Genomic DNA, 14700 nt, shown 5'->3' with positions numbered 1-14700 from the left:
CTTGTTAGTTATAAACGCTATCAAGGGTTTCTGATTTTCACTCGGTAGCTAAGAGTAAATAGTATTGGCTTTTTTAAGGTCACCTTTATGGCAACAACTAACTCGCGCACGCTTGCTCGGTTTATGCTTCTTCCTAGTGTAATTTTATTACTTGCTTGGATGATAGTTCCGCTGTGTATGACACTGTATTTTTCATTTATTGATTACAACTTACTCGTTCCAGGGGATAAAGAGTTTGTAGGCTTTTTAAACTATGAATTTTTTCTAACTGATCCGGCTTTTTTTGAATCATTTTTTAACACGCTTTACCTAGTAACTGGGGTTTTACTTATCACTATTTGTGGTGGTATTGGCTTAGCTATTTTACTAGACCAAGCAATATGGGGACGAAACTACGTTCGCATTATGGTATTAGCTCCATTTTTTGTAATGCCAACTGTGTCGGCATTGGTATGGAAAAACATGCTAATGAACCCAGTTAATGGCTTATTTGCACACTTTGCGATTTGGCTTGGCTTTGAACCTATCGACTTTTTTGCTCAAATGCCGTTATTTTCAATCATCATAATTGTGTCTTGGCAGTGGTTACCGTTTGCAGCTTTAATACTGCTAACAGCAATACAATCATTAGACCGCGAACAACTAGAAGCGGCTGATTTGGACGGAGCTGGCCCATTTAGTAAGTTCTTTTACATCGTTTTACCGCACTTATCGCGCGCTGTAACTGCGGTTATATTAATCGAAACTATATTTTTACTGTCAATTTTTGCTGAAATATTAGTCACAACTAGTGGCGGTCCTGGTTATTCGTCAACCAATATAACGTACTTAATTTATACGCAATCGCTACTTCAGTTTGATGTAGGCGGCGGTTCGGCAGGGGGCATAGTTGCAGTTATTATTGCAAATATAGTCGCTATATTTTTAATGCGCTTAATTGGCAAAAACTTGGAGGGTTAATTATGACTATAAAAGATAGCCGTCGTTCCAAACTAATTTATACCATTGCTGCATGGACAATAAGCGGCATGATTTTCTTTCCAATTTTATGGACGTTAATCACCAGTTTTAAAACGGAAGCCGAAGCAATTTCAGCAAGCCCAAGCTTATATGCGTTTGATTGGACGCTCGAAAATTACCGCGATGTACTGTCGCGTTCGCCATACTTTACCCATTTTTGGAATTCTGTGGTTATATCGCTAGGTTCAAGTTTACTAGGGTTATTAATTGCGGTACCTGCTGCGTGGTCTATGGCTTTTGTACAAACTAAAAAAACAAAGCATTTATTAATGTGGATGCTTTCAACCAAAATGTTACCGCCAGTAGGCGTACTTATTCCGATTTATTTATTGTTTCGTGACTTTGCGTTACTCGATACAAAATTAGGTTTAGTGATTGTAATGACACTCATTAACTTACCAATAATGGTATGGATACTTTACACCTACTTTAGAGAAATACCAAACGAAATACTTGAAGCTTCTCGTATGGATGGCGCAACAATTGGTGAAGAAATATTCCATGTTTTATTGCCAATAGCCTTACCGGGTATAGCCTCAACGCTATTACTCAATGTTATTTTGTCGTGGAACGAAGCGTTTTGGACACTTATTTTAACCGCTGCAAATGCTGCACCTTTAACGGCATTTATTGCCAGTTACTCAAGCCCTGAGGGGTTATTTTACGCTAAGTTATCGGCAGCATCTGCCATGGCCATTGTGCCAATTTTAATACTTGGTTGGTTTAGTCAAAAACAATTAGTGCGTGGATTAAGTTTCGGCGCAGTAAAATAGGAGAATACACATGGGCAGCATCACACTAAAACAAGTCACTAAAAACTTTGATGAAGTAAACGTAATTAAACCGCTCGACTTAGAAATTAAAGACGGTGAGTTTATCGTTTTTGTCGGTCCGTCGGGCTGTGGTAAATCAACATTATTACGTATGATCGCAGGTCTTGAAGATACCACCAGTGGTAATATAGAAATTGACGGCATTGACGCTACAAAAACACCGCCTGCAAAAAGAGGCTTAGCAATGGTGTTTCAATCCTATGCGTTATATCCGCATATGACAGTGCGTAACAATATTGCTTTTCCTTTAAAAAGAGCCAAGGTTAGCCCTGCAGAAATCGAAAGTAAAATTGCTAATGCCGCTAAAATACTTAATTTGACCGATTATTTAGACCGAAAGCCTGGGCAATTGTCGGGCGGTCAGCGCCAGCGTGTAGCGATAGGGCGCGCAATTGTACGTCAGCCTTCGGCATTTTTATTTGACGAACCACTTTCAAATCTTGATGCGTCACTACGTGTAAATATGCGTTTAGAAATATCTGAATTACATAAAAGTTTAGCTACAACAATGATTTATGTTACACACGATCAGGTTGAAGCCATGACAATGGCAGATAGAATCGCGGTATTTAATGCCGGTATTATTGAACAAGTAGGCACACCTTTAGAGCTTTATAAAAACCCTGTAAACAAATTTGTAGCTGGTTTTATTGGTTCGCCAAAAATGAATTTTATAGATGCTCCACAAAATGAAGATGCGAATGTTAGCTGTATTGGTATACGACCAGAGCATATAACACTCTCTACTGAGCAAGGTACTTGGGCTGGAACTGTAGGTGTAATTGAGCATTTAGGATCGGAGAGCTTTTTACATATAAATATTGAAGGCAAAGGGACCGTAACAGTAAAAGCAGATGGTGATTGCCCATTAAAATATGGCGACAGTATTTACCTAAGCGCACCAGCAGATAAAGTATTAAAGTTTGATAATAACGGTTTAACTATTCGCTAAAGCCAATTTTTAATTACCTTAAATAGCACCTTTATAAGGGTGCTATTAACTAAATTCTAATTACATAATCCTATGAAACCGAGGTATTTTTTATTAAGGAATGGTATATTTACAATTATAAATAACAAAAACGTTATTGATAAATAGATATTCCAAAATTAATAAAATAATTTATATAGCAGCACATATAATTAAAATTATGTAATGAAAATAAGGATTTAGTTTTCCTTCTATTTTAAGAGGTTTACGTGGTAAAGCTATCAAATACAGAAATTAGAAAGCTAGATGATGCAGCCAGAGCAGGGTGGTTATATTATGTTGGCGGTAACACACAAGATGAAATTGCTAAAAAGCTAAATATATCTCGTCAATCTGCACAAAGAATGGTCGCATTATCTGTGAGCCAAGGTCTAATTAAAGTTAGACTTGACCACCCGATTGCTAAATGTATGGACTTGGCCGAAAAATTAAAAAGCCGTTTTGGGTTAGATTCGTGTGAAGTTGTACCGAGCGATCCGTCTGAACCATCGTCTACGCTTGGTTTGGCTCAAGCTGGCGCGGCTGAAATAGAACGTCATTTAAAATCAGAACAACCCAAAGTACTTGCTATGGGAACCGGTCGAGTTTTACGTTCATGTGTAGATGAGCTAAGAACTGTTGATTGTCCGCAACATAAAATTGTAGCAATGCTAGGTAATATGGCTTTGGATGGATCGGCTTCACCTTATGATGTTGTAGTAAGAATGGCCGAACACACCAATGCAAAACATTACCCAATGCCATTGCCAGTTTTACCAAGAAGTATTGAAGAAAAAGAACAGTTACATGCACAACAAAATATTACCGGTAATTTAAAACTCGCTAAAGATGCCGATGTAACATTTGTGGGTATTGGTAGCTTAGGTGAAAAATCGCCATTACATATAGATGGTTTTATTGATGCGCAAGAACTTAAAGAGTTACAAGAACTCGGTGCCATTGGTGAAATGATTAGTTGGGTGTTTGATAAAAACGGTAAGCTTTTAGATTGTACAGTTAATCAGCGTGTAGCAAGTACGCCATTAAAAACAAATGCTAACAAACAGATTTATGCGATAGCTGCTGGCGAAGAAAAAGTGTTAGCCATTTTAGGCGCAGTAAGGTCAAACATGATCAGTGGATTAATTACTAACGAATATACAGCTGAGCGTTTATTAAGTATTGATTAAACAAATTGATAAATAAAGTATCTGTATTAGTAATACCTGTTATTGTAATAAAACCACCTAATGTCCGATACCGCCTAGTATTGGACATAGTAAGGGCGCATTTAAGCGCTCTTTCTATATATGCATTAACTACCTATAATTTATATTATGTTAAATAGCATAAATAAATACATAACCAAGTTACTCACCTTCATTAATTAACGTATAAACGCGATATTTTGACTATTTAATAAGCATTAACCTACTTATCTTAATAGTCAGTGTCTTACCCATTTACGGTATTAGCTTCTTGAACATATAAAAATACCGCTTGGTTATTAATATTATCAAGCGGTATTACAATGATTGCCTATTCGCTACTTTACCCAATCAAACTTAACGTATTGAAACAAATAGCTTTTTAATAAACCTAGTAATTCACTAGAATGTTTTATCATTCATAAATTCACTAATAAGATCAGACACTTTATCTGGATGTTCATCAATAACCCAATGAGCGGCTCTATCTATCCAAATCAATGATGAATTTGGAATTGCTTCTTCTAACATTGGCGCATACTTTGGCTTTTGAAACTTGTCTTCTTTACCCCATATTATGAGTGTTTCATGAGGTAAGCTTTTAAGATCGCCTGTAATAGCTTCGGTATATTCTTTATTGAGCCTGCGCATGTTACTAAATAAAGCGGCTTTTCCTTTTTCATTACTCCATGGTGCTAAGTATATTTTCATCAACTCTTCAGTCATTACGCTCGAGTCGTAAACACCTTTGGGCATGAAATCTCTTAATGTATCCACAAATTCAGCTACAGTTGTTTTTTCTTCTACACCTGGTTCTAGCAAAGGTTCAAATTCTGGTATTGGCCAAGAATCAAAACATACACTATCAATTAAAACCAACCCGTTTACTTTATCCGGATGATTTACAGCCATTAATTGAGCAACACCACCACCAATATCATGTGCAGCAATATTAACTTTAGAAATACCGAGTTCATCCATAAACTTACACATTATTCTACATTGCGCATTTATAGAAACATCGGTGTTAATTGGCATATCAGATTCACCAAAGTTTAGTAAATCAGGCGCTATTACTCGATGTTGTGATGCAAGTTTTGGCATCACATTTCGCCATAAAAATTTATTGGTTGGTATACCATGTATTAATAATAAAGGTGTGCCTTCACCCATTTCTTGGTATGCAATTTTATGACCTTCTACTGTAACGTACTGTGTTTTGTTCATATTTCTGCCTCGTTAATTTTAAAAAATTATAATATTTAGTAACCGATAAAACCGGAATATAAGCCTATAAAGCAAATTTCATCCCAAGATGAGTATCTATTAGTTATTGAAGCATCATAATGTTTTTAAAGTTAAACCCTTGTGATACGTAGGCTCTAGGCTAAGTTAGTTTACTTACCCCATAAAATTATAGGTTTAATAATTATGATTATTAAATTGCTTTAGGAAGTGTGAAACGATGACTCTTATATATGCAACAATTACAAAAGCGTAGTTTGTAATACTTTGAAGGAATAATTTGAAATAATTATTCTTATTAAAGAACTTTTACAAATTTAAATAAATTAAAGGTTCATATACGCAAAAGCACTAATAAATATTAGTGCTTTCAAAAATTATAATTTAACTTTTTAGTAAGCTATAAATAAAAAATAGTTAACCGCCCTACTGTTTCTATTTATCATTCCAAAAAATATCTAATATTTTCTATTAATACACTTTGCTTAACTGGCTTCAATAACAGGCCGTTAAACCCAAGCTTTACATACTTGTTATCACTATTTTCATTTTCACTAAATGTATGAGCGATAATTTTTGTTGCTGATGCGTCAGCATGCTTTCTTATTTTTAGCATTGCGTCGGTGCCTGTAAATTGCGGCATTACTATATCCATTAAAATAATATCGTAAATATTTTGAGAAACCATAAGTAGCGCCTCTATAGCACTTGATGCGAAATCTATTAAAATATTTTCTTCGTTAAGCATTTTTCTAATTACTATTTCTATTAGCAAGTCATCATCTACTAAAAGCAGTCGTTTAGTTTTATTTATTGGCGTTACTTTAAACTCGATAACTTCAGCCATATTTTCAATAGTGTTTTTCATGTTTTACCTCATTACTGTTCCAGTAATATACGCTAATTTATAACGACTTATCTTTTAAAATGCGTGTTATTTGGTTTATTAATACACCTTGTTTTACTGGTTTTAATAGCATGTCATCAAAGCCCTGGTTAACGTATTTTGAATCTGTATCGGGTGTCGATGTATGCGCAATTATTTTAGTTTTCAAATTGTCACTGTGTTTTTTAATTTTTAACATAGCGTCAGTTCCCGACAATTCTGGCATTACTATGTCCATTAAAATAATGTCGTAACTGTTTTGCGATACCATCAACATCGCTTCTATTGCACTGCGCGCGTAATCTATTTTAATATTCTCATTTTTTAGCATCGCTCTAATTACAATCTCAACAAGAGGATCGTCATCAACCAGTAATAGCGTGTTTTGGTGTTTGTTAGTTACTAAACTAGCTTTTACTAAATCATTATTTGTTAACGAGCTACTTGGTACTTCTTGCTCATTGTCTTTACCTTGTTTGGTTGCTATGTTGACCAACATAGAAAGTGATATCGTTGATTTATTCGCGTTACTACTTACAATTATCGCTTTACCACCTAACATTTTAAATATTGAAATAAAAAACTTTAACTCTAATGACACGTCTTTATCATCTATAAAGCGCGTTATATCATCACCCGATATACTTTTAAGCTCAGTTATAAAGTTACTACTGTCGATCAAATTACTTAATGAAAAATCGAGGTATAAGTAATTACGTTTACTTTCATTTTTAATCTGAGCGTTAATTGAAAGCGTTGTATTATTTGATGAATCCAAAACCTCAGTCACTAATTGAATAACCAATTGAGAAATTAACTTTTCATCGCTTGCGACCATTAATTCAGGCGTAATATTATTTTTAAGAACGATTCTTTTATTTTCAGCCTCTTTAGCTAAAATCGACATATTATTATTGATCATTTGATTTAGGTTTACGTTTTTGGCCTGAAGCTTTAACTTACCTATTTCCGATTTATTTATATTTACGAGTTGCTGAATTACACTTTCGAGCTGGTCGCATGCATCAGAAATATTCCCCACATTGTTTTTAAATTCGTTAAAGCTTATTGGATCTTTAGATATTTCAACTAATGACTTTAAAGATGATAAAGGCGTTTTTAACTGACGGCTAAGCCTTGTAACAAATTTTTCTTTTAATTGATTTGTCTGTTTTGATTTTTCGAGAACATCAGCGAGTAAACATTCTTTTTGATGTGCCTCTGTATCATCTCTAAAGTAGCAAACGAAACCATTAAAATCTGTATGTGTTTGTAATACAGTTATCCACTTCCCGTCTGTAAAACCTATATCTATTAATTGGTTACGGTCATCATCAAGCTTATGATGTTCATGGTAGTGATTTATAATATTATGCTGCTGCGCAATACTTATCAGCTGGCTATACGATAGCTGACTGTTTTGTTTATTCACCTGTGCAAATAAAAGATTAAAAGCATTGTTGGTAATCACAGGAAATTCATGGCTATTAAAAATAGCAAACCCATGCGGCAGTGCATCCAGAGAACTTGAAAAAAGCTCCTCTCTATTGAGTATTAACTGATTTTTTTGTTTTATTTCACTGTGTAAACGCCTTGGTAAACGTAAAAAATAATACACAAACGCGAATACACAAAAAGAGATTAACCCTAATCTAATTAAACTGTATTTAGTTATTTGTGGTCGTACTATTTTATTCATTGGTTGCACATGCAAACGCCAAGTAGGTGGAAAACGACTGCTTAAAGCGCTAATACTATTTTTAATTATACTCGGGTTTACTTCTCCTTGTTTTCCTAAAGTAAACTGTGGTGTTGCTATAAAAACGTTATAATTTTCAGTGTTTAATTTTCCAATAACGGCTTTTAAAAACTTACTTAAATCAAATGCTGTAAGCGTATAAATAGAACCTTGTTTTATTTTTATTTCAGAAATTAAGAAGGCCGTATCAGCAACCGTAAATACTTCTACTGCTTGTTTATTCGCTCTTTTATTAAATTTTTCTAACCAGTTTGTAAACCCATACGCGGCTAAATCAAAATTGTTTTTTGACCAAAGTGCAAGCTGGTTATACTCATAATCAAACACAACATACCCTTTGTAAGTTAAATTTTGTGAAACCTGACTCTGCACTAAATTACTAAGTTGCTCTTTTTTATGGTTATTTTGGCTTTGCAAAAAGCCTGCAATAACTAAATCTTTTTGAGATATATACAATCCTTGATTATCAAATCGCTCTAATGCATTAAATAACGTTTTACGTAATTGCTGGGTTTGTTGATTGTAATTACTTTGCAGCTCCTTTTTTTCAATAGTATAAAGAAGTAATGCAGTGAATGAACATAATACTAATGCAATTAAGAATGCGACGGGCGCTAAACTAAATATATGAATATACTTTTCCCTATAATTTTTTTTCGCAGGATTAGTACTTTGATTACTTACTAAATCTGAATTTTTATTTAACTGTGTCTGCAATAATTGAGCAAATGAAATAAACTGATCTTTTTGTGAACCTATTAATGTTTTAGGTGCTAAATCGGCCATCAGCACTACGCCAATTAATTTATTAGTGACACTATAAATTGGATATTGTGCATAAAAACGAATTAATTTGTGCGTGTTGTTTGATACATCATCAAAAAAAGTATCTTCAAATAGATATAGTTTTTCTTGTGTACAGCGTTTTTGATAGCTTAATAACTCATTTTCGACGCTTTCTTTATCGTTGCAGGTTATTAACTGCTCTGAATAAACTTCTCTAAAATCGATAAATTTAACAATTGGAACATCATAAAACTGTATTAGTAGTGTTAGCGTTTCTTTAATTTCTGTTGATATTTCATCAGTTTGTGTATCTGCTACATTAGCATGTGAGGTAAATATATTTGAGGCGTTCATTGACGTTCTCCTTCCCCTTTAGGGGGAGTATGTATCCACGTTGTACTGTTTTGGCCGCTGTGTACTGGCAGTAAAACTTTAAATGGTGGTGTTAAGCTACTAAGTGCAGGTTCGCCTGTAGTGATATTAATTACTTGTTCTGCATTAACTAAATTAAGTGATGTTTTGCAATATGTAATGCCTGGCTCAATCCCTATTAAGCTCAGTGTTTCACTAATAATAAGGTTATTTACTAAATCAATACCGGCGAGCTCAAATGTAGTTTGTAAAATAGTGAAAACAAGTGTCTCTACAATGTTTTCATCTTCTTCTAAGCGTGTCCCTTCTGGGCAGCATATTGTACCAAGCTCTATATCAACACTTGTTCCAATACCAACTAATGACAGTGCATTAAGGGCTGTATTTAAAAGCGGTTCTACCTGGGGTAAATATAAATCGAGTATGTCACCTTGCGATTCGTACCCCGTTTGGCATGTATCACACGATTGCGATAAACCTTGATCGCTTGTACCTAAAAGTGAATTACCTAAAGCTGTTACCCCAACTAAACAACTGCTGTCGGCCGGCTGCTTATCTATTTCAAAGCTTTCACAAGGTGAGCCTGTTACTACTTTTTGCGATACATAACGAGATAGAATTTGTTCACTATTAGCAGGGCATTGTTGTGGTGTACTTCTTAATAACTGACCAATAACGGTATTACCTAACTGCCCTATTGCATAATTTGGACCTTGCTGCAGCGCATTTATATAACTTACATTACCGGTATTATTTAGTTTGCTCACACCTTGGCTGTCTGTTGCTTCGTCGCTTAAGTCCTTTAAACACGGATTACCTTGGCAATTTGGAGCATCGTAATAAACAGCTTCTCGCGAGGTAAACCTATCATCTCGTATGCCTATTAGTGCTCTGTATGTGCTGTTTGCTCCCCGGTCTGTATAAAAAACGAGTGGTGCTTGGTGCTCATCAAAACTTACTGCAATACCGAGTGGTCTATTGTTAGCATCAACGACAGTAATTTGATTATCTACTTTAGTTTGATGGCGCTTAATAAGGGCATCCCTGACTAAAATAACTCCACCAATTGAGCCAATAATTAAAATTGTAATAATTAATATAAGCTCAATAGTAAGTATGTACCCTTGTTGATAATGCTTTTTCATATCAGGCTCCTATAACACTTCTACAAGCATTTTAAGTACGTTCATTACTTGTAATGCTGCGGGAAAAAACACCAATACCAAAAACATCGGAAAACAAATTAAGATAATTGGAAAGGTTGTGTGCATCGCTTTTTTGTTTACCTTTTTAGCGAGTAAAATGTTCTTTTTTAGAGCTAGGCCTTCAAGTTGAGCCTCTACTGCTTGGATAAGTGGCGTACCAAGTTTTGACCCTATTAACATTAAGTTGGCGAGCTTTTTAATTCCTAATACGCCGGTTCTTTCAAAAAGTGAATTAAATGCAAATTCACGATCTTTACCTGCGCTTAGTTCGAATAAAAATAACTTTAGCTCTTTGTACAATGGGTGTTTTTGATTTAATCCATGATCAACCGCCAGTGCAAATGAGCGCTCTAGTGAAAATCCAGCGCGCATGTAAACCAGTAACACCCGTAAAAAAAACTCTAAACTATTATTAATAGTGGTTTGACGTTGATTTTTACGTAATAAAAACCAGCATTCGGGTGCAAAAAAACACATAAAACACAGTAATAATTTAATCGATTGGCTCAGCTCATAACCTGTTAGTTCTATAACCGTAAATGCACTAAAAGTAGCAGCCACTTTGAAGCAGTACAGACTTATTAATATTTTATTAATTTGAATCCCTGCTTGTCTTAGTTGACGTTTAGAGATGATGATTAGCGGATACCAATTAATGTTTTTAGTATCGGGTTTATCTAATTCAACTTTAAGAGATTGCCTATGAATATGGATAAATGACCCCATACTTACTAAAAGTCCGATAAGTAAAAGTATATCAATCATAATGTTACCCTTAAGCTAAGGCGTAGCCACAAAAATCCAAATAGCTGACAAATAAGTGCAACTGTTATAAATGCGATTCCTTTGGGATCGTTTAGTAACGGTTCAAACCAGGTAGGATCGGTATAGCTAAATAAAGGAATTAAGGCATAAGGTAAAAAGCCACTAAATACAGCCGCATATTTAGTACCCGATAGCTTTGCTTTTAGCTGTTGGCGATCGAGAGTTCTGAGTGACATCATGTTACATACGCTTTTTAGCATGTCAGTTAAATCACACTGGCTTTGTGTATGAGTAATGATGCTATGGGCAAACAATCTAACTGTTTCGCAGTTGTATCTTTGGATTAAAGGAGCAAATGATGTTTCGGCATCACTACCCATGCTCATGCGTTGTATTAGTAAGGTGCTTTGCTTTTTTATATATGGGTCTGCATGTTCATCAGCAAACTGCATTGATTGCTGTAGCGATAGCCCAGTGCTTAAACACGATTGTACGGTTTCAATAAATTCTAAAAAATGATGCTCAAATTTTGCTAATTTATAATGAGCCAAGTCAATCACAGTTATAAAACAGGTTACAAAAACCACGATTGAAATAATAAACGCGCTGGTTGATGCCTCTGGATAATATAATTTAGCTAAAAACCATGAGCTACTAGAGAGCGAGCACGCCATGCTTATAAACCATGCGTTACTTATGTTTAAGCCTAGCACTCGTAGTGACAGAGTAAGTACGTCTTTTTCTTCTAAAATATCTACTTTTTTAGTGCCTTGGCTGCTTTTATTTTTAGCATACAAAGAAACCAACACACTAGTTGCAAGTACAAAGGTTATAACCGCCGCTATAGCTAATAAATAATCAAGTTTAGTCATTGTTAGCCTCCGGGTTATTGTGCAGTAATGCTTTTAATTCTTTTGCATTTGCGCCTTGGCCTTTCATAAACTCAATAACACTTGAGTTATCTATTAACTCACTTTGTACAGGCTCTGCTTCGTTAATACTATAAAGCGGGCTAAAATGTGCGCCGCCATTAACACGCTTAATTTCACCAATACTTTTTAGAGTTCGGGTGCCATTAGTTGAGCGAGAAACATGCACAATAAGTTGAATACTCGACGCGATTAGCGAACTTGTATGGGTATCGCTCAGTTGTGCATTGTGTAACTGCACTAAGGTAGATAAACGAATAACGGCATCATTTGCGCTGTTAGCATGTATGGTCGTCATCGAACCTTGGTGACCACAGTTCATTGCTTGGAGCATATCGATTACCTCGCCTGAGCGTACCTCTCCAACAAGTATTCTATCTGCGCGCATTCTAAGGGCTGCTTTTACTAAATCTCTTAGGCTAACTGCACCTTTACCATCGCTGTTTGTGTCGTGGGCTTCTAATTGCACAACGTGGTTGTGATGCAAATTAAGCTCAGCACTTTCTTCAATGGTTACAACACGTTCATTCGGATTAATTGAGTTGGCAAGTACGTTTAATAATGACGTTTTACCAGCCCCGGCATTGCCACATACTAAAATATTAACGCCTGTTTTAACTGCACTTTTTAAAAATGATAGGATGTTTTTATCTAAAAAATGGTTATTAACTAAAAAGTCATCGTTTATTTTTTTATGGTTAAACTTACGAATAGACACAATAGCTGCGCTGGTACACGCAGGCGGTACAATAATATGAACACGGCTACCATCTTTTAGTTTGCCATCAACAATTGGCATAAGCGCATTCACTTGTCGGCCACAACCATCAAGTAAGCGATCAACAAATCGGCGTAAATGGCGTTCGTCATCAAACTTACTGGCTGTGCAAAGTAGTTTGCCTTGTTTATCAATCCAAATATCTTGCGTGTCGTTTATTAAAATATCACTCACCTGATCGTCCAGCATAAACTGTGCAATAGGACCCAGACCCTGAATTTCATCAAATACAGCCTGAACAACCTGCTCTTGTTGGTGTTGATTAAATGAAGATTGATTAAATTGTGGAATTTCACTGCACAAAGCAGAGATTTTTTCGAGAACGTTACTTGATAAAAGCGCGGTTGGTTCTTGTTCGTACTCTTCGATAACGGCATCGTGCAATAGCTTTTTAAGCTCTTCAAAGGTACTTAAACTGGTTTGAACTTCTTCATGTTTGCTTGAAAAATTAAACATAAAAACTCACTTAGCTACATATACAGCTTCATTTTTAACGCCTTTAACCACTTCGATTGTGCGACTGGTTTGTAAGCGTGAAAAGTTTTGCAAACGACCTTGTTCAATGTCATAAGCGCTATGCACAATAATTGATACTTTGTCGGCATTATCTATACCAGCCAATGAATAAACATCTTTTGGAAGTACCGCAAGGACTAACGAAACACCGCCAGCGGAGCTTGTCTCTTTTGCTAAATTATCCATTACGCCACTTTTTGCGGCTTGAGATTTAGGACCTTTCGAAACACCAATAAGCTGTACATCACGGGCAACTGTTCTTACTAAGCGATTAGTTTTAGCGACTATGTCGAGTCGGTCTCCTTTGTGTATACGCGAAAGCGGGATATCTAAGGTATTTAGTTTTAAAGTATATAAAACACGCCCTGCCGGTATGGCTTCTGACAAATTTTGGCTTTTCGCTCTAATAAAATCAGTGTCGAACAAGGGTTGCTCAACCATTTTATTAGTTGCTAATTTTTGACCAATTAATGCACGCGGATTTTGAACGCTCAGTGCAATATTTGAGTAGTTACTTGGATCTATACTTTTTTGCTCTACATCATGAACGGTAACTGTTTGACCGGCCGACATATTTTTGTTTACTACCCACGCTGTTACGCTATTTTCATCGTTTACCTGTCTAATGCCCAAAGCCGAAGCTAACATGCCAGAGGTGATGAGTAATGTGAGAGCCGCTGTGGTTGCGCCTTTGTTACTTTTACTTTTCATAATATTCCTCCAGAGTAACTTTCACTGCCACACTTTTGTGGCAGTGAGCCTTAAGCTTGGTATTCAAACCTGGTTGCCTTATATTGGTTACCTTGCGTTAGTTACCTTGCGAACCGCCAGCTGCTGTACGAGTTGCAGCATCGCCGCTTGGTGTAGCATTAACAAGTGCGGCACTTTCACTAAAGTCTGATGCAACAAAAGTGAATGAACTACCATCGCCTGCGTACACATCAACTGAATCTACAAACCCAGAGCCAGACACTTCAGCAGTGCCTTCGGCGTTAATCATGCCGTCAAATACATAGCTTTGGTCAAGTGAGCCAATTGCTTCAGCTACATCTTCAAGTTCGCTGGTTACCGAGTCACGTAATGTAGATAAACCAATTACAAGTGCTGCTACCATTGAAGTAGAAAGAATGATTAGCTCTGACGTTAGTACAAAACCTTTTTGCTTTTTGCTATTTAAGTTATGTTTAATAGTTTTCATAATCGTAGCCTTTAAATTAGAAGAGCTTATGCTCACTTTACATATTGCGAGGACCATGCCAGCTATAAATAACTATTAAATACAGTTGGTTATGTTTTTAATGGTTACTGTTTATTAGATGTTTTAATTTTTGATTTGCAAAATGCAAATCAATATTAAAAATATTTTAGATAAATAATGCTAGGTTTACGTTATTGAAAGTATTATTAAAACTGATGGATAGTGTAAGG

General features: G+C 35.7%; 13 protein-coding genes. 4 read left to right on the top strand and 9 right to left on the bottom strand.

Features of this window, described 5'->3' with window-relative positions:
* Positions 1-87: 87 nt before the first annotated feature.
* The 4 genes from I6F54_RS08160 (at position 88) to I6F54_RS08145 (ending at position 4013) form a co-directional block, all read left to right on the top strand.
* Positions 88-960 (top strand): carbohydrate ABC transporter permease, encoded by an 873-nt coding sequence (locus tag I6F54_RS08160; RefSeq protein ID WP_002960879.1) that lies wholly within the window; start codon positions 88-90, stop codon positions 958-960.
* Positions 961-962: 2 nt separating this feature from the next.
* Positions 963-1793, top strand: coding sequence for a carbohydrate ABC transporter permease (locus tag I6F54_RS08155; RefSeq protein WP_197140699.1), 831 nt, complete (start codon positions 963-965; stop codon positions 1791-1793).
* Between the two features lie 10 nt (positions 1794-1803).
* Complete coding sequence (locus I6F54_RS08150) at positions 1804-2805, top strand: ABC transporter ATP-binding protein (protein WP_007377154.1); 1002 nt, start codon at positions 1804-1806, stop codon at positions 2803-2805.
* A gap of 248 nt (positions 2806-3053) precedes the next feature.
* Positions 3054-4013, top strand: a complete 960-nt coding sequence (locus I6F54_RS08145) for a sugar-binding transcriptional regulator (protein WP_197140696.1) — start codon at positions 3054-3056, stop codon at positions 4011-4013.
* A 420-nt stretch (positions 4014-4433) separates the two neighbouring features.
* Here the strand turns inward: I6F54_RS08145 and I6F54_RS08140 are convergent, their stop codons facing one another.
* From I6F54_RS08140 to I6F54_RS08100, 9 genes are all read right to left on the bottom strand, one after another.
* Entirely contained in the window at positions 4434-5258 is an 825-nt protein-coding gene (locus I6F54_RS08140) for an alpha/beta fold hydrolase (protein WP_165742007.1), read from the bottom strand.
* Between the two features lie 460 nt (positions 5259-5718).
* Positions 5719-6144 carry a response regulator gene (locus I6F54_RS08135; RefSeq protein ID WP_010552799.1) on the bottom strand — a complete coding sequence of 142 codons (426 nt, stop codon included), beginning with the start codon at positions 6142-6144 and terminating at the stop codon, positions 5719-5721.
* A 37-nt stretch (positions 6145-6181) separates the two neighbouring features.
* The gene (locus I6F54_RS08130) at positions 6182-9061 is read right to left on the bottom strand and encodes an ATP-binding response regulator (RefSeq protein WP_197140694.1); all 2880 of its coding nucleotides are present in this window, start codon (positions 9059-9061) and stop codon (positions 6182-6184) included.
* Positions 9058-10224 carry a hypothetical protein gene (locus I6F54_RS08125; RefSeq protein ID WP_197140691.1) on the bottom strand — a complete coding sequence of 389 codons (1167 nt, stop codon included), beginning with the start codon at positions 10222-10224 and terminating at the stop codon, positions 9058-9060. The genes I6F54_RS08130 and I6F54_RS08125 overlap by 4 nt, the downstream gene beginning before the upstream one ends.
* A 9-nt stretch (positions 10225-10233) precedes the next feature.
* On the bottom strand, positions 10234-11049 hold the full coding sequence (locus I6F54_RS08120; protein ID WP_165728631.1) for a type II secretion system F family protein: 816 nt from the start codon (positions 11047-11049) through the stop codon (positions 10234-10236).
* On the bottom strand, positions 11046-11921 hold the full coding sequence (locus tag I6F54_RS08115) for a type II secretion system F family protein (protein ID WP_197140688.1): 876 nt from the start codon (positions 11919-11921) through the stop codon (positions 11046-11048). The genes I6F54_RS08120 and I6F54_RS08115 overlap by 4 nt, the downstream gene beginning before the upstream one ends.
* Positions 11914-13212, bottom strand: coding sequence for a CpaF family protein (locus tag I6F54_RS08110; protein ID WP_165728633.1), 1299 nt, complete (start codon positions 13210-13212; stop codon positions 11914-11916). The genes I6F54_RS08115 and I6F54_RS08110 overlap by 8 nt, the downstream gene beginning before the upstream one ends.
* 6 nt (positions 13213-13218) lie before the next feature.
* Positions 13219-13983, bottom strand: a complete 765-nt coding sequence (locus I6F54_RS08105) for a hypothetical protein (RefSeq protein ID WP_165728634.1) — start codon at positions 13981-13983, stop codon at positions 13219-13221.
* A gap of 97 nt (positions 13984-14080) precedes the next feature.
* On the bottom strand, positions 14081-14470 hold the full coding sequence (locus I6F54_RS08100) for a hypothetical protein (protein WP_010552792.1): 390 nt from the start codon (positions 14468-14470) through the stop codon (positions 14081-14083).
* Positions 14471-14700 lie beyond the last annotated feature (230 nt).

Origin of the sequence: Pseudoalteromonas sp. SWXJZ10B, assembly GCF_015864475.1 — a bacterium.
GTDB lineage: Bacteria > Pseudomonadota > Gammaproteobacteria > Enterobacterales > Alteromonadaceae > Pseudoalteromonas > Pseudoalteromonas arctica.
The sequence above is the reverse complement of the archived record's forward strand: the minus strand, read 5'-3'. Positions and strand labels throughout refer to the sequence as shown.